The organism is Pseudomonas sp. Pseusp15, assembly GCF_059492165.1.
On sequence record NZ_CP168523.1, the window covers coordinates 4253656 to 4277610 of the forward strand.

20 protein-coding genes and 1 pseudogene are annotated in these 23955 nt (G+C 60.0%); 12 read left to right on the forward strand and 9 right to left on the reverse strand.

Annotation, left to right across the window (positions count from 1 at the left end):
• Nucleotides 1-628: 628 nt before the first annotated feature.
• The 3 genes from ACEN8R_RS19320 to hmpA form a co-directional block, all read right to left on the reverse strand.
• Nucleotides 629-1138 (reverse strand): disulfide bond formation protein B, encoded by a 510-nt coding sequence (locus ACEN8R_RS19320; protein WP_019582334.1) that lies wholly within the window; start codon nucleotides 1136-1138, stop codon nucleotides 629-631.
• Between the two features lie 25 nt (nucleotides 1139-1163).
• On the reverse strand, nucleotides 1164-1724 hold the full coding sequence (locus ACEN8R_RS19325) for an ester cyclase (protein ID WP_064616215.1): 561 nt from the start codon (nucleotides 1722-1724) through the stop codon (nucleotides 1164-1166).
• A 171-nt stretch (nucleotides 1725-1895) separates the two neighbouring features.
• Complete coding sequence (gene hmpA, locus ACEN8R_RS19330) at nucleotides 1896-3077, reverse strand: NO-inducible flavohemoprotein (protein WP_018930152.1); 1182 nt, start codon at nucleotides 3075-3077, stop codon at nucleotides 1896-1898.
• 147 nt (nucleotides 3078-3224) lie between these two features.
• On the opposite strand from hmpA, the gene norR reads away from it, so the two are divergent.
• From norR to ACEN8R_RS19355, 5 genes are all read left to right on the forward strand, one after another.
• On the forward strand, nucleotides 3225-4778 hold the full coding sequence (gene norR / locus ACEN8R_RS19335) for a nitric oxide reductase transcriptional regulator NorR (protein ID WP_111455308.1): 1554 nt from the start codon (nucleotides 3225-3227) through the stop codon (nucleotides 4776-4778).
• Nucleotides 4779-5065: 287 nt separating this feature from the next.
• The gene (locus ACEN8R_RS19340; protein ID WP_018930150.1) at nucleotides 5066-5968 is read left to right on the forward strand and encodes a chemotaxis protein CheV; all 903 of its coding nucleotides are present in this window, start codon (nucleotides 5066-5068) and stop codon (nucleotides 5966-5968) included.
• 26 nt (nucleotides 5969-5994) lie between these two features.
• On the forward strand, nucleotides 5995-6453 hold the full coding sequence (locus tag ACEN8R_RS19345) for a GNAT family N-acetyltransferase (protein ID WP_495624262.1): 459 nt from the start codon (nucleotides 5995-5997) through the stop codon (nucleotides 6451-6453).
• Between the two features lie 71 nt (nucleotides 6454-6524).
• Entirely contained in the window at nucleotides 6525-6851 is a 327-nt protein-coding gene (locus tag ACEN8R_RS19350; RefSeq protein ID WP_018930148.1) for a hypothetical protein, read from the forward strand.
• An 83-nt stretch (nucleotides 6852-6934) separates the two neighbouring features.
• On the forward strand, nucleotides 6935-7684 hold the full coding sequence (locus ACEN8R_RS19355) for a YkgJ family cysteine cluster protein (RefSeq protein ID WP_495624263.1): 750 nt from the start codon (nucleotides 6935-6937) through the stop codon (nucleotides 7682-7684).
• Between the two features lie 83 nt (nucleotides 7685-7767).
• Here the strand turns inward: ACEN8R_RS19355 and ACEN8R_RS19360 are convergent, their stop codons facing one another.
• Both ACEN8R_RS19360 and ACEN8R_RS19365 read right to left on the reverse strand, forming a co-directional pair.
• Nucleotides 7768-8013 (reverse strand): hypothetical protein, encoded by a 246-nt coding sequence (locus ACEN8R_RS19360; RefSeq protein ID WP_495624264.1) that lies wholly within the window; start codon nucleotides 8011-8013, stop codon nucleotides 7768-7770.
• Nucleotides 8014-8257: 244 nt separating this feature from the next.
• Nucleotides 8258-8632, reverse strand: a pseudogene (locus ACEN8R_RS19365) (DUF6124 family protein).
• A 972-nt stretch (nucleotides 8633-9604) separates the two neighbouring features.
• Here ACEN8R_RS19365 and ACEN8R_RS19370 point away from each other — a divergent pair.
• From ACEN8R_RS19370 to ACEN8R_RS19400, 7 genes are all read left to right on the forward strand, one after another.
• Entirely contained in the window at nucleotides 9605-10765 is a 1161-nt protein-coding gene (locus ACEN8R_RS19370; protein WP_495624265.1) for an efflux RND transporter periplasmic adaptor subunit, read from the forward strand.
• A complete protein-coding gene (locus tag ACEN8R_RS19375) occupies nucleotides 10762-13863 on the forward strand; it encodes a multidrug efflux RND transporter permease subunit (RefSeq protein ID WP_018930142.1) in 3102 nt (1033 codons plus the stop codon). The genes ACEN8R_RS19370 and ACEN8R_RS19375 overlap by 4 nt, the downstream gene beginning before the upstream one ends.
• 9 nt (nucleotides 13864-13872) lie before the next feature.
• The gene (locus tag ACEN8R_RS19380; protein WP_018930141.1) at nucleotides 13873-14550 is read left to right on the forward strand and encodes a heavy metal response regulator transcription factor; all 678 of its coding nucleotides are present in this window, start codon (nucleotides 13873-13875) and stop codon (nucleotides 14548-14550) included.
• On the forward strand, nucleotides 14540-15904 hold the full coding sequence (locus ACEN8R_RS19385; protein WP_018930140.1) for a heavy metal sensor histidine kinase: 1365 nt from the start codon (nucleotides 14540-14542) through the stop codon (nucleotides 15902-15904). The genes ACEN8R_RS19380 and ACEN8R_RS19385 overlap by 11 nt, the downstream gene beginning before the upstream one ends.
• Before the next feature lie 171 nt (nucleotides 15905-16075).
• Nucleotides 16076-16300 (forward strand): hypothetical protein, encoded by a 225-nt coding sequence (locus ACEN8R_RS19390; RefSeq protein ID WP_019020950.1) that lies wholly within the window; start codon nucleotides 16076-16078, stop codon nucleotides 16298-16300.
• 194 nt (nucleotides 16301-16494) lie between these two features.
• Entirely contained in the window at nucleotides 16495-17814 is a 1320-nt protein-coding gene (locus tag ACEN8R_RS19395; protein WP_018930138.1) for an OprD family porin, read from the forward strand.
• 148 nt (nucleotides 17815-17962) lie between these two features.
• The gene (locus ACEN8R_RS19400) at nucleotides 17963-19459 is read left to right on the forward strand and encodes a sensor domain-containing diguanylate cyclase (protein ID WP_018930137.1); all 1497 of its coding nucleotides are present in this window, start codon (nucleotides 17963-17965) and stop codon (nucleotides 19457-19459) included.
• Between the two features lie 67 nt (nucleotides 19460-19526).
• Here the strand turns inward: ACEN8R_RS19400 and lpxC are convergent, their stop codons facing one another.
• From lpxC to ACEN8R_RS19420, 4 genes are all read right to left on the reverse strand, one after another.
• Nucleotides 19527-20438 (reverse strand): UDP-3-O-acyl-N-acetylglucosamine deacetylase, encoded by a 912-nt coding sequence (gene lpxC, locus ACEN8R_RS19405; RefSeq protein WP_007939852.1) that lies wholly within the window; start codon nucleotides 20436-20438, stop codon nucleotides 19527-19529.
• Nucleotides 20439-20550: 112 nt separating this feature from the next.
• Nucleotides 20551-21744 carry a cell division protein FtsZ gene (gene ftsZ, locus ACEN8R_RS19410; protein ID WP_007939850.1) on the reverse strand — a complete coding sequence of 398 codons (1194 nt, stop codon included), beginning with the start codon at nucleotides 21742-21744 and terminating at the stop codon, nucleotides 20551-20553.
• A 66-nt stretch (nucleotides 21745-21810) separates the two neighbouring features.
• On the reverse strand, nucleotides 21811-23070 hold the full coding sequence (gene ftsA / locus ACEN8R_RS19415; RefSeq protein WP_007939849.1) for a cell division protein FtsA: 1260 nt from the start codon (nucleotides 23068-23070) through the stop codon (nucleotides 21811-21813).
• A 15-nt stretch (nucleotides 23071-23085) separates the two neighbouring features.
• Nucleotides 23086-23955, reverse strand: a complete 870-nt coding sequence (locus ACEN8R_RS19420; RefSeq protein WP_007939848.1) for a cell division protein FtsQ/DivIB — start codon at nucleotides 23953-23955, stop codon at nucleotides 23086-23088.

Genomic DNA, 23955 nt, shown 5'->3' on the forward strand with positions numbered 1-23955 from the left:
TGGTGCGGATCGTCGGAAGGCACCGACAATGGGGGGTCGCATGAAGCCATCAGGCTTCTCGACGCCCTGTTCTACTCATAAGCCTGAGTCAGGATGAGCAGTGCCGGGAATTCAGTGCGGGCGATTGTAGATATGTAGCGATTCATAAACCATGTCTCATCCCGAAATAATTTTTATCCGTTCCAGCAACAATCATTCACGGTTTTTGCAAAAGTGGGCCATGGTATCGAAATTAATTCTCAACAAAAACACCAAAAAATGTAGGTGTACCGCGCGAAGTTCAGACAGCTTCCTGGGCTCTGCGCTCGCCTCAGACCCTGCTCTACCCCCTATGTGACAAGGGCTTTGGCCATTCGCCAGCCCCTGTTAAAACTGCCTGTTTCGGCTGATTGGCACTGAAAGCGGTAGTGGCTTGCAGAGCCTGTTTTGGGTACCTTGAGGTGTCCCGATTCCATGTCTTGAAATGACTTGCGACACTCGAGCTGTGACAACATGTCGCACACATGCCGCATCCATAATTGTCGCGCATCAAGGTCTTTTCATTTGAGCTTTGAACATGCAAAACGCCCTGGCCTCTGAACGAGGACCGGGGCGTTTTTTGTTTCCTGCAACGGTGTGGCGGACGGTCTCAGCGCAGGGCTTTGCGGTTACGCCAAGTGAGCAGCGGCACCAGCACCACGACCAGCACGAACGCCGTCAGCGCCCACTGTGCCAGGGACAAACCAAGGATCGGCGGGTACGGCGTGGAGCAGAAACCGTCGACCTGGAAGCCCAGCGGGAAGATCTTCGCCAGCGGCAGGCCGTCGACGATCGGTTGCAGCACATCGATGCCGCAGCTGACTTCCGGGTACAGCTGGGTATAGACGTGATGCCCGGCCACCCCGACGCCTGCGATGGCGCTGATCACCACCAACGCCTCGAACAGCGTGATGCTGCGGCGGGTGCGCATCGCTGCGCCGATAAACGCGAAGAGCGCGATCAGCAACAATGCGTAGCGCTGCAAGATGCACAGCGGGCACGGCGCCTCGCCCAGCACCACTTGCATGTACAGCGCGCCACCGATCAGCGCCAGGCAGATGATGCCCAGCAACACCAGATAGCGCCGTTCACGTCCCAACCGCATTGTTTCCTCGCTCATCGCGTTTCCCTTCTGTGTCCGTGGATCAGCTCGCCGGCGGCTGCGCTTGCAGCTGCTGCATCAGGCTGATGTTGTCTTCGATATGCCAATTGGCCGCGATGCGACCGTTGTCGATCTGATAGATATCGGTTGCCCGGAAGTCTACACGCTGACCCTGACCTTTGAGAGCCTTGAACGGGCCGGTGAAGTGCCCGCGAAAGTGCAAATGCACCACCACCCGATCACCGGCAATGATCATTTGTTCGATCTCGCAGCTCAGGTCCGGCACCGCCGTGCGAAAGAACTTCGACGCCAGCAGCGGCCCGGTCGGCCCCTGAACCCGGCCTTCGGGCGGGGTCTTGTCGACGAACTGCTCTGACAACGCAGCCTTGGCCAACCCCTCCTCCCCGGTGTTCCAGAAGCTGCCATAACGCCGGGCGGCCAATTCCATGGAATCGCGCTGCGCCTTGGGCAGGCTCTGATCGACAATCAGGCTCTTGGGCTGGAGCAAGGTCGGTTCGGCAGAGGCAAACGGACTCGCCAGCAGCGCAGCGGTCAGGCTGAAGCCGGCCAGGGTTAAACGGCGGGAGATAGTGATGTGAGTCATGGGGCGATCCTGATCATGTAAACGAACGAGCGCCTATCATCAGCATCGGGGAATAAACGATAAACCGGTTAAGAACGGATTAACCTTTAAGCGTTTTTTACGAATCGGGACCGAGGTGAAGCTTGCCCGTGAAGAAAGCGACTCGGTCCCCCGACCGAGTCGCCGCACTGCTTACTCCAACGCCGCAGCCGGCCCGAAGAACTCGTAACGGCTTTGCTTCTCCGGCACACCCAAGGCCTTGAGGTGACGCTTGATCGCCGCCATGAAGCCTTTAGGCCCCAGGAAGTAAGCATCCACATCGCGTTGCTGCGGCAACCACTCGCCGAGTTGCTCCTGGCTCAGCAGGCCAACCTTGTCCGCCGCCGGGCTGACGCCATCGTCTTCGGCGTAGCAATAGAAACGCTTGAGCTGCGGATGACGCTCGGCCAGCCCGTCGATCCAGTCGCGGAAGGCATGCACGCTGCCGTTGCGCGCACAGTGAATAAAATGCACCGGCCGCTCGGTCGCCAGCGCCGCTTCGAGCATTGCCAGCGTCGGGGTGATGCCGACACCGCCACTGATCAGCACCAATGGTTTGTCGCTGGCGGTCAGGGTGAAGTCGCCCGCTGGCGGGAACAGCATGATGCTCGCGCCGACGTGCAGTTGATCGTGCAAATGGTTGGAGGCGCGGCCACCGGTTTCGCGCTTGACGCTGATGCGGTACTGGCCCTTGTTGGCCAGCGCCGACAGCGAATAATTACGCCGGATTTCTTCGCCGTCGAGGATCAGTTTCATGCCGATGTACTGGCCGGGCTCGGCCGCGAGAATCGGCCCTTTATCCGCCGGTTCGAAGTAGAACGAAGTGATTTCCGAGCTTTCCTCGACCTTGGCCGCCACGATGAATTCCCGCGCGCCGCGCCAGCCGCCCGGTGCCTGAGCTTTCTGGTCGTAGATACTGGCTTCGGCACCGATCAGGATTTCGGCCAGTTGGTTGTAGGCCGCGCCCCAGGCGCTCATCACTTCAGGCGTGGCAATTTCGTCGCCCAGTACTTCAGAGATGGCTCGCAACAGGCAGCTGCCCACGATTGGGTAATGTTCCGGGAGGATTTGCAGGGCCACGTGCTTGTTGATGATCTTGGCCACCAGGTCGCCCAACTGATCGAGCTGGTCGATGTGCCGCGCGTACATCAATACACCGTTGGCCAAGGCGCGAGGCTGATCGCCGCTGGCCTGGTGGGCCTGGTTGAACAGCGGGCGGACTTCCGGGTATTCGGAGAGCATCATGCGGTAGAAGTGAGTGATCAATGCCTCGCCACCGCTTTCCAGCAGCGGTACGGTGGACTTGACGATGGCACGGTCTTGAACGCTAAGCATAAGAGCAACTCCTGGGCTTTATATGAATACCCTTTGCTTATCAGTTTTCATGCCAACAATTAAAACCTTATAAATCAAACAATTAAAAACAATGTAGTCATATCGACACTCATCGTTTTATAGTCATAGCGACTACACGGAGTCATTATGACTGCAAAATTACTGCTCACGACCCTGCTGCCCCTGGTCTCCGACCTGTCCCGCGAGCTGCCCGAAGGCGAGCGCTATCGGCGCCTGCTCGAAGCCATGCGCGCCCTGCTCCCTTGCGATGCCGCCGCCCTGCTGCGACTCGACGGCGAATGGCTGGTGCCGCTGGCTGTGGACGGGTTGAGCACCGACACCCTCGGCCGCCGCTTCAAGGTCAGCGAACACCCGCGCTTCGAAGCGCTGCTCAGCAGCCCCGGCCCGACCCGCTTCGCCGCCGACAGCGACTTGCCCGATCCTTATGACGGCCTGGTCGATGGCCTGCACGAGCATTTGGAAGTCCACGACTGCATGGGCTGCCCGCTGTTTATCGACGAGCGCCCGTGGGGCCTGCTGACCCTCGACGCCCTCGACCCTGAGCGCTTCGAGCCGATCGAACTGGATGCCCTGCAAGCCTTCGCCAGCCTCGCCGCCGCCACCGTAAACGCCGCCGAGCGCATCGAACGGCTGGCCAATCGCGCCGAAGACGAACATCAGCGCGCCGAGGTTTACCGCCAGGCCAGCGGCCAGCAGAACCGTGAAATGATCGGCCAGAGCAAGACTTACAAGCGCCTGATGGAAGAGATCAATCTGGTGGGCGGCAGCGATCTCACTGTGTTGATCACCGGGGAAACCGGGGTCGGTAAAGAGCTGGTGGCCCAGGCTATCCACGCCGCGTCGCCACGGGCCGACAAACCGATCATCAGCCTCAACTGCGCCGCCCTACCGGACACCCTGGTGGAGAGCGAACTGTTCGGCCATGTGCGTGGCGCCTTCACCGGCGCGATGAACGATCGTCGCGGCAAGTTCGAACTGGCCAATGGCGGCACGTTGTTCCTCGATGAAGTGGGCGAACTGTCGCTGGCGGTGCAGGCCAAATTGCTCAGGGTGCTGCAGAGCGGGCAATTGCAGCGGCTGGGGTCGGACAAGGAACATCAGGTCGACGTGCGGCTGATCGCAGCGACCAACCGCGACCTGGCCGAGGAAGTACGCAGCGGCCGCTACCGCGCCGACTTCTATCATCGCCTGAGCGTTTACCCGTTGCTGGTGCCCGCATTGCGGGATCGCGGTCGGGATGTGCTGTTGCTCAGCGGCTACTTCCTGGAACAAAACCGCTCACGCATGGGCCTCAACAGCCTGCGTCTGACCAGCGATGCCCAAGCGGCGTTGTTGGGGTATGGTTGGCCGGGGAACGTGCGGGAACTGGAGCACTTGATTGGCCGCAGCGCGTTGAAGGCGCTGGGTAATTGCACGCAACGGCCGAAGATTCTCAGCTTGAGCGCGGCGGATCTGGATTTGCCCAATAGCGGCGTAGAACAGGCAGCGGAACCCGTGGTCGCTGCGCCGGTAGCTGAGTTGATTCCAGGGGATTTGCGTGAAGCCACTGAGCACTATCAGCGCCAACTGATCAGCGCTTGCCTGGAACGGCACCACCACAACTGGGCCAGCGCGGCGCGGGAGTTGGGCCTGGATCGGGCGAACCTGGGGCGAATGGCCAAGCGGTTGGGCATGAAATAGTTTCACCAGAATGAAGTAATACCCTTGTGGCGAGGGAGCTTGCTCCCGTTCGGCCGCGAAGCGGTCGTGAATTCAGCGATGGAGTTCTATCTGGAAAAATCAGGGACCGCTTCGCGCTCCAACGGGGGCAAGCCCCCTCGCCACAGGTAAGCTCCCTCCCACAGGGGTCACCGTTTGGCTGGCAATAGGCATTTCCCCTAAAGCCAGCCCCCAACAAGTCGATAACCCGGCATCGATAGCTGTTGGCGATGCTCATAATCGCCTCACCTTTTCCACAGAAGGTTTTTATGTCTTCCAACAAAGCCCGCGCAGATTCACTTTCGCTTCTGCTGTTTACCTTGCGCAGCGGCAAGCTGATGGCGATCAACCTGCTGAAAGTCAGCGAAATCATCCCCTGCCCGCCGCTGACCAAGCTGCCGGAGTCGCATCCCCACGTCAAAGGCATCGCCACCCTGCGCGGCGCGTCGTTGTCGGTGATCGACCTGAGCCGCGCCATCGGCGAACGACCGCTGGAAGACCCGAACGGTGGCTGTCTGATCGTCACCGACGTCAGCCGCTCCAAGCAGGGCCTGCACGTTCAGGCGGTGAGCAAGATCGTCCACTGCCTGACCACCGACATCCGTCCACCCCCCTTCGGCTCTGGCGGCGTGCGCTCGTACATCACCGGCGTGACGTCGGTCGACGGTACGCTGGTGCAGGTGCTGGACATCGAAAAGGTCATCCACGGCATTGCGCCGGCGCAGATCGAAATGGCCCCGACCGAACTGAGCATGGAAGAGGCTGAAGTACTGGGCAATGCGCGAATTCTGGTGGTCGATGACAGCCAGGTCGCACTGCAACAATCGGTGCACACCCTGCGCAACCTCGGCCTGCAATGCCACACCGCCCGCAGCGCCAAGGAAGCCATCGACTGCCTGCTGGACCTGCAAGGCACCGCCCAGCAGATCAACCTGATCGTCTCGGACATCGAAATGTCGGAGATGGACGGCTATGCCTTCACCCGCACCTTGCGCGAAACCCCGGACTTCTCGCACCTCTACGTGTTGCTGCACACTTCGCTGGACAGCGCGATGAACAGCGAGAAGGCTCGACTGGCCGGGGCCAACGGGGTGCTGACCAAGTTCTCCTCGCCAGAACTGACCAAGTGCCTGATCGAGGCGGCCAGGGTCGTCGCCGAACAAGGTCACTGAGTGTGGCCGAGGACTTTTGTTTTCTGATGCGGCGCAACCTCGCCGAGGGTGTGCCGTCTTTCACTTGGCCAAACGACATTGAGTTGACCGAGTACCGTCCCGAACTCGCCGAAGCCGTTCATCACTTGATGGAACTGGGTTATCGGGAAGGCGGCGGTCGCGTGCCGGCGCTGGAAGTCTGGCAACAGCGTTTCGAAACCGATCCTGAATACGATCCTACCCTGTGCTTCATCGCTCTGGATGCCGAAGGCATCGTCGGCGTCGCCCAGTGCTGGACCAGTGCCTACATCAAGGACTTGGTGGTGCACCCGCGTGCTCGAGGCCTCGGACTTGGCCGTGCGCTGCTGCTCCATGCTTTCAAGGTGTTTGCGCAGCGCCGCGAAGGTTTTGTGGATTTGAAGGTGCGGGAAGACAACCTTCGGGCGCGGGGTTTGTATGAAAGTGCCGGGATGTATGTGGTCCGCCGGGAGCCTGTGCCTGTCTGACAGACCGCTTTCGCGAGCAAGCCATCAGGCATACTCCGACCTTGACCACTACACGCCAAGGATGCCTGATCATGAAAGCCACCACCCTGACCTTCCTCTGTCTCACCACCCTCGCCGCCCATGCCCACGCCTCCAGCCCCGATGCCTGGGCCGCCTTCGACAGAGCCGTGCTCGCCAGTTGCACCAAGGCCAGCGGCCTGAAAAAACCCCAACCCGTCGGCAACGCCGCGCAGTTCGATGACCGGGTCGGTTATACCGCGCTCCTGCTGCAAGGCCAGTACCCGCAAAAACACATGAAAGGCCAGCAAGGCACCGAGCTGTGCCTCTACAACAAGAAAAGCAAAACCGCCTACGTCACCGAATGGGACTCCATCCGTCCAACGGCAAAAGCGCAGTGACTGGCGCATAACTTGCTTTGGCACAGGCCTTTGCGGTGGCTTTCTGTCGCCGTTTCATGCCCTCACAGGTCACTGGCCGTTCAATGAATACACCGTTTTCCTGCGTCGGTTGTGGCAAATGCTGCACCGACCATCATGTTCCCCTGACACTGGCCGAAGCCCGCATGTGGGCGGCCGATGGCGGCCAGGTGATCGTGCTGGTGGAAGCCTTTCTCGCCAATGGCCTGGGCCTGCCAGCACAACAACGCGAACACGCCGAACGCCGTTCGGCGCTGGTTCGCAGTGGCACTTGCGAAGCGCATGTGGCGATCACCTTTGCCGCCTACAACGTCGGCCCCTGCCGGAATCTTGACGAAGACAACCTCTGCCGCATCTACGAACGCCGCCCGCTGGTGTGCCGCATCTATCCGATGGAAATCAACCCACACATCCCGCTCAACCCGGCAGCAAAGGATTGCCCGCCCGAGTCATGGGAAAAAGGCCCGGATCTGATTGTTGGCGGTGAACTGGTCGATCAGGAACTGGCGGGATTGATCCAGCGCTCCCGCCAGGCGGATCGCGACGAGATTCAGGCCAAGGATGCGATTTGCGCGCTATTGGGGATTCGAACGACAGCGCTGAAGGGCGATGGGTTTACCGCTTATCTGCCGGACATGACCGCGTTTGCCATGGTGATCGATCAGCTGGCGCAGCAATCGCAGGCCGGGTCGGGCGGAGAATGGCTGTTTCATGTGTCTGGCGATGATATCGCCGGGCAAGTGCTAGCGGCCGGGGCGCAGGTGGTGACTGAAGCGCCGCTGAACTATGCGTTTATTTCGCTGCGGGCGGCCTGAGCCCGAGGGTGTGTTGCATTTAATGGCCCTCATCGCGAGCAGGCTCGCGATGACGGCAGATCACGCACCGCGCAGGTAAAAACTCAGCGCTTGCCCATCGAACGACGAGTGCCGGGGGGCGCTGCGCCCGGGGTCTTGGTGTGGCCGTTCTTGGCGCCATTCTTGTACCAAGGCTGGCTGGCGCTCTTCGCGCCGGCCAGTTCCCCCGGCTTGAACGGAAACTTGAACGCCGGGATCGCCGCTTTGGTTTCGCTGTCGACGCTGTCGGGCAGGTCTGCCTGGTCGTCGCGCAAAGCGTCGGCAACCGGCGGTTGTGTCGGGGAAGTCATGAAAGCTCCGGGTGATGCTAAAGAGTCGGGCCCGGTAGGCGAGCCGCGAAAGGCGGCAGTATACCTGTGTCGGAGGCCGCAAGCTTCAAGCCGCGAGCGAGTCCGTCGGGTTTTGTGCTGACGGACCTGCCGCCTTCGCGGGCAAGCCTCGCTCCTACAGGTCATGTGTCGATCACATCGAATTCTGTAGGAGCGAGGCTGCCCGCGAAGAACGATAACGCGGTCAATCTGACTGAACGCCTGCCTACGTCTGCGGATCGACGTTATCCAGCGCCCGGTTCACCGCCAGCTCCGCCAGCATGATGCTCTGTTGAATCGCCAGCGCCATTTAGCGCTGCGGGCCGGTCAGGTCGTTGGCGAAATCGCTGGCCAGGACACTCGCCGTGGCTAACGATTCGTAGGCGTGGGCCAAGAGGCTTTCGGTATCCATATTCGGGGCGACGATGAACATGGTGCTGGGGCGGCGTTTTTTTTCGGTGTAGGGCGTTGGGGGATCGAGGTAGTAGTCGAGCGCGCGTTTTATGGCTTCGCGGTCTTTGAGTAACTCTTCGGCGCGCGAGGCTTCGGCGTTGGGGGTGGTGGTGTTGAAGGGTGGATCGGGAATTAACTTGTTGCTCATTGAAACATCCTCTAATCAATTGGAGCCATCACTCATCGTTTCTCACGCGACGGAGTGGTGGCAGCTATGTGCGGAGTGAGAAACCGGTAGAGGATCAAACCCGGCCGGACCGAAGTCCGCCCGCACACAGCCGCCATAGAGCATTGCAGGCAGCGGATAAGCTGGCGGCGATTATGGTGGTACTGGCGATGGATTAAAACCTCTTCCGGGCTCTCACACCCGATCGCTGAATTGTCAGCGACAGCCAAAGACTAGAGAGCCCGCTTCCGACGAACAACCTGAAAGATACGTGGGAAAGGTCTGCGTTCAGGCACATCGATTAAACATTCAAAAGCGGAACGCGGAGCGTCCCTGGCGGCGTTCCCACGCGGGAGCGTGGGAACGATCATTCGGGTACAGACGAAAGAAATTGGTCGGCTGTCAGGCCGCCTTCACGAACAAGCCCCCCCACCATTGAACGGTGCACACCCGCCCCTCGCCACTCAACAGGCCGAGCGTTAGCTCGCCTGCCGCTTTTGATCTTGATTCACCCGCCCCTTCGGGAGGCCTCGTTCCGGTGTTCATCTGGGGATTGGCGCGCAGCGCCGTTCGACGCAGTCGAACCCATCGCATGTAGGTCGTAGCGAAGCAGACCGTAGGGCGATGCCCCCAGATGGATACCGGAGCGAAGGAACGCCGAGCCTTAGCGAGGGGCCGTACGTTCGGGGCGAGACCTTTTGGTTACTTTTGGGGCGTTTGCCAAAAGTGACCCGCTGTAAGAGCGGAACCATAAGTGGCCGTTACCGCAGAAATGGATATGTACTCAGTCAGCAAGAACCTGGTCGGCTATAAGGCCGCCAAGATCAAAACAAGATCCCGGTCCAAACTGACAGAGCCGTCAGTTACCAGTCACGCTCCTGACCGGCGAACAGGTTTATAAAGGAAGGTATAAACCTGACAAAACCAGACCACTCAGCCCGGCGCCCCACTCGCATGCGAATTCAGAAAAAAACCGCCCTGCTCGCCGCCCTTCTGATCGCCCTGGCAGCGACGGGCGTTTGGTACGCCACCAAACCCGCCACCACCAAACTGGCCGCCCCCACCGCCATTCCCGTGCGGGTGGTCAGCGTCGTCGAAAAAGATGTGCCCCGCTACGTCAGCGGCATCGGCTCGGTGTTGTCCTTGCACAGCGTGGTCGTGCGCCCGCAAATCGACGGCATCCTCACCAAACTGCTGGTCAAGGAAGGCCAACTGGTGAACCAGGGCGACCTGCTGGCCACCCTCGATGACCGCTCGATCCGCGCCAGCCTCGACCAGGCCCGGGCGCAACTGGGCGAAAGCCAGGCGCAACTGCAAGTGGCCCAGGTCAACCTCAAGCGCTACAAATTGCTGAGGGTCGACGACGGCGTGTCCAAGCAGACCTACGACCAGCAACAAGCCCTGGTCAACCAACTCAAAGCCACCGCCCAAGGCAATCAGGCATCCATCGACGCCGCTCTGGTGCAGCTTTCCTACACACAGATTCGCTCGCCAGTCACCGGTCGCGTTGGTATTCGCACAGTCGATGAAGGCAACTTCCTGCGCATGACCGACACCCAAGGTCTGTTCACGGTGACCCAGATCGACCCGATCGCCGTGGAGTTTTCCCTGCCGCAGCAAATGCTGCCGACCCTGCAAGGCCTGATCAACGATCCACAGCAAGCACCGGTCAAGGCTTACATCGGCGCCGACACTGACGGTGAAACCGGCAACCTGCTGGGCGAAGGTCACCTGACCCTGATCGACAACCAGATCAACGCCAACACCGGCACCATCCGCGCCAAGGCCGAATTCGCCAACCCCGCACAGAAACTCTGGCCGGGCCTGCTGGTGACGGTAAAGATTCAGACAGCGCTGGATAAAAATGCGCTGGTGGTGCCGCCCACGGTCGTACAACGCGGGCTCGATCAACATTTCGTGTACAGGGTCAACGGCGACAAGGTCGAAGCCGTGCAGGTGCAAATGGTCTATCAAGGCAGCGGCCAGGACATTATCAAAGGCGTTAAACCGGGCGACGTGCTGGTCAGCGACGGCCAATCGAGGCTCAAACCCGGCTCGACGGTTCAGGTACTGAGCGAGCCACCGCAAGTGGTCCAATCGGAGCCAAAACCATGAAGGGCCACGGTTCCATTTCCGCGTGGTGCATCGATCATCCGGTGGCGACGGTCCTGCTGACCTTTGCCCTTATATTGCTCGGCGTCATCGCCTTCCCGCGACTGTCGATTGCGCCACTGCCGGAAGCGGAATTCCCGACCATTCAGGTGGCCGCGCAACTGCCCGGCGCCAACCCGGAGACCATGGCCTCATCGGTGGCCACGCCGCTTGAAGTGCAATTCAGCGCCATCCCCGGCGTGACCCAGATGACCTCGAGCAGCGCCCTGGGCTCGACCATCCTGACCCTGCAATTCACCCTCGACAAAAGCATCGACACCGCCGCCCAGGAGGTCCAGGCCGCGATCAACACCGCCGCCGGCAAACTGCCCAAAGATATGCCCAACCTGCCAACCTGGCGCAAGGTCAACCCGGCTGACAGTCCGGTGCTGATTCTCAGCATCAATTCACCGCAAATGCCCGGCACCGAACTCAGCGATCTGGTAGAAACCCTACTCGCCCGTCAGATCAGTCAGATCGACGGTGTAGGCCAAGTGAACATCACCGGTCAGCAACGTCCGGCGATTCGCGTGCAGGCCTCGGCGGACAAACTCGCCGCCATTGGCCTGACCCTGGCGGACATTCGCCTGGCGATCCAGAAAACCAGCCTCAACCAGGCCAAAGGTGCGTTGTACGGCGAGTCGAGCATCTCGACCCTGTCCACCAACGACCAGTTGTTCCACCCCGAGGATTACAGCCAACTCATCGTTTCCTACAAGAACGGTGCCCCAGTTCATCTCAAGGACGTGGCCAAAGTGGTCAACGGTTCAGAAGATGCCTACATCCAGGCCTGGGCTGACGGCCAGCCGGGGGTGAACCTGGTGATTTTCCGGCAACCGAGCGCCAACATCGTCGAGACCGTTGATCGAATTCAAGCGGCCCTGCCGACACTGAATGCCATGTTGCCGGCTTCGGTGCAGGTCAAGGTGTTGATCGACCGCACCCAGACCATCCGCGCCTCGCTGCATGAAGTGGAAGTCACCCTGCTGATCGCGATCCTGCTGGTGGTGGCGGTGATGGCGCTGTTCCTGCGGCAACTGTCGGCGACCCTGATCGTGACAGCGGTGCTCGGTGTGTCGCTGACTGCCAGTTTCGCCCTGATGTACATCATGGGCTTCAGCCTGAATAACCTGACGCTGGTGGCGATCGTGGTGTCCGTCGGGTTTGTGGTCGACGATGCGATTGTGGTGGTGGAAAACATTCACCGGCACCTGGAGGCCGGCGACGGCATGCGCGAGGCGGCGATCAAAGGCGCCGGCGAGATCGGTTTTACCGTGGTCTCGATCAGTTTCTCGCTGGTGGCGGCGTTCATCCCGCTGCTGTTCATGGGCGGCGTGGTCGGGCGGCTGTTCAAGGAGTTCGCCTTGACCGCGACCTCGACCATCCTGATTTCGGTGGTGGTGTCCCTGACCCTGGCACCGACGCTGGCCGCGCTGTTCATGCGCGCACCGGCGCATCATGCCCACAGCAAACCAGGTTTCGGCGAGCGCTTGCTGGCGCTGTACGACAAAGGCCTGCGCCGCGCCCTCGCCCATCAGACATTGATGATCGGTGTGTTCGGCCTGTCGCTGGGGCTGGCCATTGCCGGTTACATTTTCATCCCCAAAGGCTTCTTCCCGGTACAGGACACCGGATTCGTCCTCGGCACCACCGAAGCAGCTGCAGATATTTCCTACGGCGACATGGTGAAAAAACACTTGGCGATGGCCGAAATCGTCGCCGCCGACCCCGCCGTCGAGACGTTCTCGCACTCGGTCGGTGTTTCGGGCAGCAACCAGACCATCGCCAACGGCCGCTTCTGGATTTCGCTGAAAAAGCGTGGCGACCGCGATGTGTCCGCCAGCCAGTTCATCGACCGGATTCGCCCGCAATTGATGAAAGTCCCGGGCATCGTGTTGTACCTGCGCGCCGGGCAAGACATCAACCTCAGTTCCGGCCCGAGCCGCGCCCAGTACCAATATGTGCTCAAGAGCAACGACGGTGCCCTCCTGAGTACCTGGACCCAGCGCCTGACGGAAAAACTGCGCAGCAACCCGGCGTTCCGCGACATTTCCAACGACTTGCAACTGGGCGGCAGCATCACCCACATCAGCATTGACCGCAGCGCGGCGGCACGTTTTGGCCTGACCGCCAGCGATGTCGACGAAGCGCTGTACGACGCCTTCGGCCAGCGGCAGATCAATGAATTCCAGACCCAGACCAACCAGTACAACGTGATTCTGGAACTGGACACCAAACAGCGCGGCAAGGCCGAAAGCCTCAACTATTTCTACCTGCGCTCGCCGCTGAGTGGGGAAATGGTGCCGCTGTCGGCCCTGGCGAAATTCGATGCACCGACCATCGGCCCGTTGTCCATCGCTCACGACGGAATGTTCCCGGCGGCCAACCTGTCATTCAACCTGGCTTCCGGCGTGGCGTTGGGTGATGCGGTGATCATGCTCAACCAGGCCAAGGCTGACATCGGTATGCCGGCCGCCATCAGCGGTAACTTCCAGGGCGCGGCCCAGGCGTTCCAGAGTTCGCTGGCCAGCCAGCCGTGGTTGATTCTGGCGGCGTTGGTGGCGGTGTACATCATTCTCGGCGTGCTGTACGAAAGCTTCGTGCATCCACTGACGATCATTTCGACCCTGCCTTCGGCGGGGCTCGGGGCGGTGATCATGCTGTGGATCTGCGGCCAGGACTTTTCGATCATGGCGCTGATCGGGCTGGTGCTGCTGATCGGTATCGTCAAGAAGAACGGTATCCTGATGATCGACTTCGCGCTGGATGCCCAGCGCAACCGTGGCCTGCCACCGCTGGAGGCAATCCATGAGGCCTGCCTCACACGGTTCCGGCCGATCATCATGACCACGCTTGCCGCCCTGCTCGGCGCCTTGCCGTTGATGATCGGCTACGGCACCGGCGCCGAACTGCGCCAGCCATTGGGCATCGCGGTGGTCGGCGGTTTGCTGGTGAGTCAGGCGCTGACGCTGTTCACTACGCCGGTCATATACTTGTGGCTTGAGCGGATATTCCATAGACCCACACCAGCACAGCAGCCGGTGCTGGCGACCACAGACTGAGGCGGGGTCATGCGCGTTCTGATTATCGAAGACGAGGAAAAAACCGCGGATTATCTGCACCGCGGTCTGACGGAACAGGGTTACACCGTGGACGTGGCCCGCGATGGCGTCGAAGGCCTGCACCTGGCGCTGGAAAATGACTACGCGGTGATTGTCCTCGACGTCATGCTGCCGGGCCTCGACGGTTTCGGCGTGCTGCGCGCATTGCGTGCGCGCAAGCAAACCCCGGTGATCATGCTCACCGCCCGCGAGCGGGTGGAAGACCGCATCAAAGGTCTGCGCGATGGCGCCGACGATTACCTCGGCAAACCGTTTTCCTTCCTCGAACTGGTGGCGCGCCTGCAAGCGCTGACCCGTCGCAGCGGTGGCCACGAGCCGGTGCAGGTGAGCATCGCCGACCTGTGGATAGATTTGATCAGCCGCAAAGCCACCCGCGCCGGCACCCGCCTGGACCTGACCGCCAAGGAGTTCTCACTGTTGAGTGTGTTGGCGCGCAGACAGGGTGAAATCCTCTCAAAAACCGCCATCGCCGAGATGGTCTGGGACATCAATTTCGACAGCGACGCCAACGTGGTCGAAGTCGCGATCAAACGCCTGCGGGCCAAGCTCGACGGGCCGTTCGACGAGAAATTGCTGCACACCATTCGTGGCATGGGTTATGTGCTGGAGAGCCGTGGTGTCCAGTAACTCCATCGCGCTGCGCCTGAGCGGGATGTTTACGCTGGTGGCGCTGCTGGTGTTTCTGTTGATCGGCGGTGCGCTGTATCAACAGGTCGACAAGGGCTTGGGCCTGCTGCCCGAAGCCGAGCTCGATGCCCGCTACAGCGTGCTCGAATCGGCGCTCAACCGTTACGGCACGCCCGAGCATTGGGTGAAGATCAACGCCAAGCTCAAGCTGCTGAGCGAAGAAGACAAGCGCATTCGCTTTTGGGTGGTCAGCGGTAATCCCGGTTATGAATACGGCCAACCCGACGCGTCGATCCGCGCGTTCGCCCAAGGCCCATTGGGCATGCGCGACATGGAATTACCCGACCATCCGTACCCGCTGAAAGTGCTGCTAACCGAGTTGCCAGCCAAGGACCAGCGCCCACCGCTGCGCTTCATGATCGGCATCGACACCGAAACCTTTTACGAGACGCAGCACCACTTGCTGATCGCCCTGATCAGCCTGGCGATCATTGGGGTATTGCTGGCCTCGCTACTCGGTTACTGGGTGGCGCGGATCGGCCTCAAACCACTGATCAAGTTGTCGCAGGAAGCCCAGCGCCTGGCACCACCGAGGCTGTCCGGGCGCCTGCAATTATCGCCATTGCCCCCGGAGCTCGATCAGTTCGTCAGTTCGTTCAACGCCACGCTGGAACGGGTGGAACAGGCCTACTCGCGGCTGGAATCGTTCAATGCCGACGTGGCCCATGAACTGCGCTCGCCGCTGACCAACCTGATCGGCCAGACCCAGGTTGCACTGACACGCGGGCGCTCCGCCGAACACTATTTCGAAGTGCTGCAATCGAACCTCGAAGAGCTGGAGCGGCTGCGCTCAATCATCAATGACATGCTGTTCCTCGCCAGCGCCGACCAAGGCAGCAAGGCCACCCAACTGACGTCCACCTCACTGGCCGACGAAGTGGCGACGACGCTGGAATATCTGGATTTCATTCTTGAGGATGCGCAGGTTCAGGTCGAGGTCAGTGGCGATGCGCAGGTGCGAATCGAGATCGCACATCTGCGCCGGGCGTTGATCAACTTGCTGAGCAACGCGGTGCAGCACACCGCGCCTGGGCAAGTGATTCAGGTGCGGATCGAAGTCGAGGAGCACCAAGTAAGCATCGGCGTCGCCAACCCGGGGTCGCCGATTGCCAATGAGCATCTGCCGCGCCTGTTCGAACGTTTCTACCGGGTTGATGCGTCACGCAGTAACAGCGGCAACAACCATGGCCTGGGGTTGGCGATCGTCAAGGCGATTGCGCTGATGCATGGCGGGGATGTGTTTGTGCGCAGTGATCATGGGATGAATACCTTCGGCATTCATCTTCCAGTCTGATAGGACGGAATCCTGTGGCGAGGGGGCAAGCCCCTCGCCACAGGATGTCCTTCTGCAGGACTGTTACTTTTAGCGCAACAGTCCTTTATGCAATCCACTCTTTTTCCCCTCGCCCAAGCCCCTTATCGTTGCCCCATCAAACAGCACTTGCCAAGCAAGAAGGTTCAAAAGATGTCCAACAGTATGGGTATTGCCAGCGCTTTCGTTTTGTCGTCCCTGTTCCTGTCTCCGTTCGCCATGGCTGAAGAGTCGCAGACATTCGTCGCACAAAATGCCGAACGCGCCAAGGCCTACGAACAGTATCAAAACGAACTGACAGCCAAGGCCCAAGAGGCTGCGCAAACCCCTCAAGCGTCGAGCACTCAAGCCCTGCCACGGGTTGAGAAAGACAGCTGATCCATACGTATCGCTCTGTTTCCCTCGACACTTTTCATCGGCTCTTCCCTTTGAAAAGTTGTCTTCAAAGCCGCTGCTATCAGCGGCTTTTTTTCGTGGTGGTTTTAAACCCCTTCAGTTCATCTTCCCTGACAACAAACATCCGCACTTCAAAACAATGAAGTACTTAGTTGACCCAAGGAGCTTTACCGCACGTGCGTTTCCCTCTCAGATTCAGTCCGCTGTTCATTGCAATCACTGCAACGATGGCCAACAACGCGCAGGCCGACGACGAATCCAGCCGCGAAGGCTTTGTCGATGGGGCGAGCCTCAACCTCAATGCCCGCAACTACTACATGAACCGCAATCGCCTGCAAAAGGCCGATGACAACATCGAGTGGGGTCAGGGCTTTCTCGGTCGCTTCGAATCGGGATTCAGCCAGGGCACCATCGGTTTCGGCGTTGATGCCCATGCGATGCTCGGGCTCAAGCTCGACGGCGGTGGTGGCACCGACGGGTCGAGCATCCTGCCGATCAGCGATGGCAACGGCAAGGCACCGGGCTCGTTTTCCACCGCTGGCGGCACCCTGAAAATGCGTGCCTTCGATACCGAATTGAAGGCCGGCGACCTGTTCCTTGCCAACCCGGTGATCGCCGGTGGCGAAACCCGCATGCTGCCGCAGACCTTTCGCGGCGTCAGCCTGACCAACCACAGTGTCGACGGGTTGATGATCGAGGGCGGTCAGGCCAGCTTCACCAAACTCTACAACCAGAGCGGCCACACCCGCATCGGCACGTCCTATGGCAGCCTGGCCGATGGCGATGAAAGCCGGCATTTGAATTGGGCCGGTGTGGCCTGGAGCGGCCTGCCGGGCCTGACCAGCAGCCTGTATGCGGCCGAACTCAAGGACATCTGGAACCAGTACTACTACGACCTGGACTACACCTATTCGCTGAATGACTTGGTCAGCCTCAACCCGGGCCTGCACTTCTATCACACGCAAGACACCGGCGATGCACTGCTGGGCAACATCGACAACAACACCTACAGCCTGCATTTCACCGTCGACGTGGGCCATCACAGCGTCACCGCCGCCTACCAGCGGGTCAACGGCAACACGCCGTTCGATTACATCAGCCAGGGCGACAGCATTTATCTCGACAACTCCCAGCAGTATTCGGACTTCAACGGTCCGAATGAGCGCTCGTGGAAACTCAAGTACGCCTACGACTTTGCTGGCCTCGACATGCCCGGCCTGACCTCGGCGGTGTCCTACTCACGGGGTGAACTGGACCTGACCAAGGTCGATCCGGACAGCCGCGGTTACGCCTCGTGGTACAGCGCCGACGGCAGAAACGCCAGGCATCGGGAACGAGACATCGAGCTCAAGTACGTGGTCCAGGGTGGCAAGGCCAAAGACCTGGCGATGCGTCTGCAATGGGCGTCTAACCGTGGCGGCAATGGTTACGGTGCGCTGGATCAGGACACGGATGAATACCGGGTAATTGTCGACTACCCGGTGAATGTCTTCTAAGCTTCAATTAGCAAAAGGCCAGCATGTTTTGCTGGCCTTTTTTTTATCCGGGATTTATATAGGCGCGCAGGACGCAACCGGTTTCTGGGACTCTGCCCGATTCTTGTAAAAGCACTTTCATAACGCCTTATTTGCAGAAGTCAGAACCATGAGTGTGAACAGTGCGAAATCCGGTGATCCGATCCGTTCGACACGCTCGGAGCGGCTTCTGGTTCTCAGTAGTGTGTTGTTGGTGATCGCAATACTGAGCATCGTCGCGTTCCTGCTGATCCGCGAACACGCCAATGCCAAATTGTCCGCCGCTCGCGCCGCCAACAATATCGTGCAATTGATCGACGCCGACGTGCTGCGCAATGTCGAACTCTATGACGTGTCCCTGCTGGGTTTGATCGCTGCCTCCCAGCGGGAAGACCTCAAGAGCGTTTCCCCAGCCATTCGTCACCTGGCCTATTTCGACCGCGCCACTGCCGCGCCGTACAAGGGCAACATCTTGTTGCTCGACAACAAGGGCTATGTGATCGCCGACTCGGCCTCGGTGGAGCCCAGAAAGGGCAACTTTGCCGATCGCGAATACTTCCAGGCCCACATCAACAATCCGGACCCGGGCATGTTCATCAGTCGCCCTTTCAAGGCCCGGCCGCCGGAACAGGATTGGCGGATCAGTTTCAGCCGCCGGGTGAACGGCACCCAGGGTGAGTTCCTCGGCGTGGCCGAGGCCGCCATGCATTTGAGCTACTTCGATCAGTTGTTCAACAGCTTGAGCATCGGCCGCGACAGTACGGTCAGCCTGATCAGCAAGGACGGGATTCTCCTGGCCCACCAACCCCACCTGGCCGAAGAGCTGATCGGCAAGGATTTCAGCAACCGCCCCAATTTCCAGCGCATCGTCAAAGAAGGCAACGGCAGCTTCACCGGCATGTCCAGTCGATACAACGATGAGCGCTTGTACACCTTCTCCAAGGTCGGGAATTTGCCGTTGATCGTCATCGTTGCGCTGTCCAGCGATGAAGTCTTTGCGGCCTGGAAGCGCACCGCGGTGGTAGTCACTTCTGCGACCGTTGCCCTGTGCGTGAGCCTGCTGTGGCTGACCTGGTTGCTCTGCCGGGAGCTGCGTCGACGCCAAAGCGCCGAGCAGGAACTGGCACAACTGGCCGCCACCGACCCCTTGACCGGTCTGGCCAATCGCCGAAGCCTGGATCAGGCTCTGCACCATGAATGGTTTCGTGCCCAGCGTTCCGGTCAGCCGTTGTCGCTGTTGATGATCGATATCGATCACTTCAAGGCGTTCAATGATCGCCACGGCCACCGAGGGGGCGACGATGCCTTGCGCTCGGTGGCCAAGGTGATCGACACCCATGTTCGACGGCCGGCGGACCTGGTCGCCCGGTATGGTGGCGAGGAGTTTTCAGTGATCCTGGCTGAAACCGACAGCGCCGGAGCCCAACAGATTGCCGAAAAAATCCGTATGGCGGTGGAGCAATTGCCGTTGGTGGGAGGTGATGTGTCACCGATTACTGTCAGTATTGGTATCAGTACCTGGACGACAGCAACCGACATCAGTCTGGAACAGTTGCTGTTTGCAGCGGACAAGGCGCTGTATCAGGCCAAGGAAAACGGGCGGAACCGGGTGGTCGCTGTGGATTGATCGTTCCCGCTGGCATAAAAAAAGGCCACCCGAAGGTAGCCTTTAAAAAACTAGAGAGGTTTTTTGCTTACACGGCCGCAACAGGACGCATGTAAGAGATCGGTGCGGTGCTGGCGTCTTCGAACGTCACGACTTCCCAAGCATCTGTCTGCTCAATCAACTTGCGCAGCAGCTGGTTGTTCAATGCGTGTCCGGACTTGAAGCCCTTGAACTCACCAATCAGGCTATTGCCCAGCAGGTAGAGGTCACCAATCGCATCGAGGATTTTGTGCTTCACGAATTCGTCTTCATAGCGAAGGCCGTCTTCGTTCAGTACACCATCCGCGTCGACCACAATTGCGTTTTCAACGCTGCCGCCGAGTGCGAGGTTGTGCTTGCGCAGGTACTCGATATCACTCATGAAACCAAAGGTACGCGCGCGGCTGACTTCTTTTACGAACGAAGTGCTGGAAAAATCCACGCTTGCACTTTGTGTGCGGTCACGGAAAACCGGGTGATCGAAATCGATCTCGAAGCTCACTTTGAAACCTTCGAAAGGGACGAAAGTGGCGCGCTTGTCGCCGTCTTCCACTGTCACTTCCCGCAGGATCCGGATGAACTTCTTGGCGGCGTCCTGCTCTTCCAGGCCGGCCGATTGAATCAGGAATACGAAGGGTCCAGCGCTACCATCCATGATCGGGACTTCGGACGCGGAGAGCTCGACGTAGGCGTTATCGATGCCCAGGCCAGCCATGGCCGAGAGCAGGTGCTCCACCGTGTCCACTTTGACGTCACCGTTAACAAGCGTGGTCGACATAGTGGTTTCGCCAACGTTTTCCGCGCGGGCAGGAATCTGCACCACAGGGTCGAGGTCAGCACGACAAAACACAATGCCGGTGTCGACAGGCGCTGGCTTGAGGGTCAGGTAGACCTTCTCCCCGGAGTGCAGGCCGACACCTGTGGCACGGATAATATTCTTCAGGGTGCGTTGTTTAATCATGGCATGGGCCGCTTCAGCGCAAATTGCGAACTGGTATCAACAAAGGCTGGCGATGATAGCAGACCAGACCTTTGCTGAACACCAATCACCCTAATACCCCTGATACATTTCATCAATCGGCCTGACGACGCAGGAAAGCCGGGATGTCCAGGTAGTCCAGATCATCTTGCGGGTTCATCTTCGCGGCAGTCGCAGCACCGGCCTGAGCCTGGTTGCGCATGACGGTCGGACGGTCCAGGTCACGGTAGTTCACCGCAGGCTGTTCCTGACGAACAGGGGCTTGTTGTTGTGGCTGGGAAGCCATCGAGGTGTGAACGGTGTTGTCGATGACCTTCACAGGCTTCTCGATTTTAGCGCCCAGACCTGTGGCAACCACAGTCACGTGCAGCTCGTCGCGCATGTCCGGATCGATAACGGTACCGACCTTGACCATTGCGTGCTCGGATGCGAAGGCTTCGATGATGCTACCCACGTCGGAGTACTCACCCAGGGACAGGTCAGGACCGGCGGTGATGTTCACCAGGATGCCGCGTGCACCTTGCAGGTTCACGTCTTCGAGCAGCGGGTTGCGAATGGCCGCTTCGGTCGCTTCACGTGCACGGTTCGGACCGCTGGCGCAGCCAGTGCCCATCATCGCCATGCCCATTTCGCTCATCACGGTACGTACGTCGGCGAAGTCGACGTTGATCATGCCCGGACGCTTGATGATGTCGGAGATACCGCGAACGGCACCGGCCAGTACATCGTCGGCCTTGGCGAAAGCCGACAAGAGGCTTGCGTCTTTACCGAGGATGGTCAGCAGCTTCTCGTTGGGAATGGTGATCAACGAGTCGACGCTTTCAGACAGCAGACGGATACCTTCGTCGGCGAGCTGCATGCGCTTGCGGCCTTCGAACGGGAACGGACGGGTCACCACCGCAACGGTGAGGATCCCCATTTCCTTGGCCACTTCAGCAATGATTGGCGCTGCACCGGTACCGGTACCGCCGCCCATGCCGGTCGTGATGAACACCATGTTGGTGCCCTGCAGGACTTCGGCAATGCGCTCACGGTCTTCGAGAGCGGCCTGACGACCTACTTCAGGGTTGGCGCCGGCGCCCAGACCTTTGGTCACGCTGGTGCCCAGTTGCAGAATGGTGCGCGCGCTGATGCTTTTCAGCGCTTGGGCATCAGTGTTGGCGCAGATGAATTCAACGCCTTCAATGTTGCTCTTGACCATGTGATTGACAGCGTTGCCGCCGCCTCCGCCAACACCGATAACTTTAATAACCGGGCTTGCGGGGATGTTGTCTACGAGTTCGAACATTTTCCCTCTCCTTACATTCTCTAGTTTTTTCGCCTACTGCTTTTGAAGCGGTGTTGCGGTAAAGCTTTAGAAATTGCCTTGTACCCAGCTCTTGATGCGATCGAGCAGAGCGGCTTTCGGTTCGTCATTGCTGTAGCTGTCGCGGCTGCCGATGCCCGAGAACGAAATCCCGTCGGACTGCTTCTGCAGGCCGTACATCAACAGGCCAACGCCGGTGGAATAGATCGGGTTGCGGACCACGTCGTCCAGACCCTTGACGCCATGGGGCACGCCCAGGCGAACCGGCATGTGGAAGATCTCTTCGGCCAGTTCGACCGCGCCTTCCATCTTCGACGTACCGCCGGTCAGCACGATGCCGGCCGGGATCAGGTCTTCATAGCCGCTGCGACGCAGTTCGGCCTGGATCAGGGTGAACAGCTCGTCGTAACGCGGCTCGACCACTTCGGCCAGGGCCTGGCGGGACAGTTCGCGCGGTGGACGGTCGCCGACACTCGGTACCTTGATGGTTTCGCCGGCACCGGCCAGTTTGGCCAGGGCGCAGGCATAGCGAATCTTGATTTCTTCGGCGTACTGGGTCGGGGTGCGCAACGCCATCGCGATGTCGTTGGTCACCTGGTCGCCCGCAATCGGGATCACTGCGGTGTGGCGGATCGCGCCTTCGGTGAAGATCGCGATGTCGGTGGTACCGCCGCCGATGTCCACCAGGCACACGCCCAGTTCTTTCTCGTCGTCGGTCAGCACCGAATACGCCGAAGCCAGTTGCTCGAGAATGATGTCGTCGATTTCCAGGCCGCAGCGACGCACGCACTTTTCAATGTTCTGTGCGGCGTTGACGGCGCAGGTGACCACGTGAACCTTGGCTTCCAGACGCACGCCGGACATGCCCAGCGGCTCGCGCACGCCTTCCTGGTTATCGATCACATAATCCTGCGGCAGGGTGTGCAGCACGCGCTGGTCAGCCGGGATTGCCACAGCCTGGGCGGCGTCGAGGACGCGTTCAAGGTCGGCGGAGCTGACTTCGCGATCACGAATCGCCACGATACCGTGGGAGTTCAGGCTGCGGATGTGATTGCCGGCCACGCCGACGAACGCCGAGTGGATCCGGCAACCGGCCATCAGCTGCGCTTCTTCGATAGCGCGCTGGATCGACTGGACGGTGGACTCGATGTTCACCACTACGCCTTTTTTCAGGCCGCGGGACGGATGTGTACCGATCCCGACGATTTCGAGCGTGCCGTCGTCCGCGACCTCGCCGACCAGCGCCACCACCTTGGAGGTGCCGATATCGAGACCGACGATCATTTTGCCGCTTTGCACGTTTGCCATGGGTCCTGCCTCTTCTTAATTCTTTGCGACAGCGGGTTGGGCTGTCGTCGGCGCTACAGGTTCCCGCCAGCCAACGGCAAGGCCGTTGGCGTAGCGCAGATCGATGCGCGCAATGTTCGTAATCTGCTCTTTGAGCGTCTTGTCATAGATGGCAATGAAGCGGCGCATCTTTTCCACCAGGTTGCCGCGTCCCAGCAGCAGTTCGATTCCGGGACCGGCGCTGCCTGCGCCGGTGGTCAGGAACCAGCTGCCTCGTTCACGCAACTCCAGGCGTGCAATCGAGAAGCCCAATGGCCTGAGCATCTGGCTCAGCACCTGGTATTGCTGCATCACTTGTTGCTGGGCCCGCTGCGGGCCGAACAGCTGTGGCAAGTGTTCGTAGTTCGCCAGCTCGCGCGGGGTGAACGCCTGTCCCTGGTTGTTCAACAGCGACTCATCGCCCCAACGGGCCACCGGCAGTTGTTCTTCCAGGCGAATCACTACCTGATCCGGCCACACCCGACGCACTTCGGCGTGGGCAATCCATGGCATCTGTTCAAGCTCGGTGCGCATGCTCGCCAGGTCGATGGTGAAGAAGCTCGACGCCACGTACGGGGCGATCCGCTGCTGCACCGCTTGCTGGCTGATGTAACTCAAGTCGCCCTGCACGGCGATTTTGGTGATCGGCCGGTCGGCGTACGGCAGCAAACGCTGTGCGCCTTCGTAAGTACCGAACCCCAACGCCACCAGCAGCACGGGCCAGAACAGGCTTTTCAGAAAACCGAAGTTGGCTTTCGGCAGGCGCACGGACATCGGCTCTTTGGCCACCATTCGGCTGGCACCCCGCGGCACCGGCTTGCGGCCGGGTGGTGCGGAGGGCTGATGTCTCAGCTGTGCGCCTTGCAT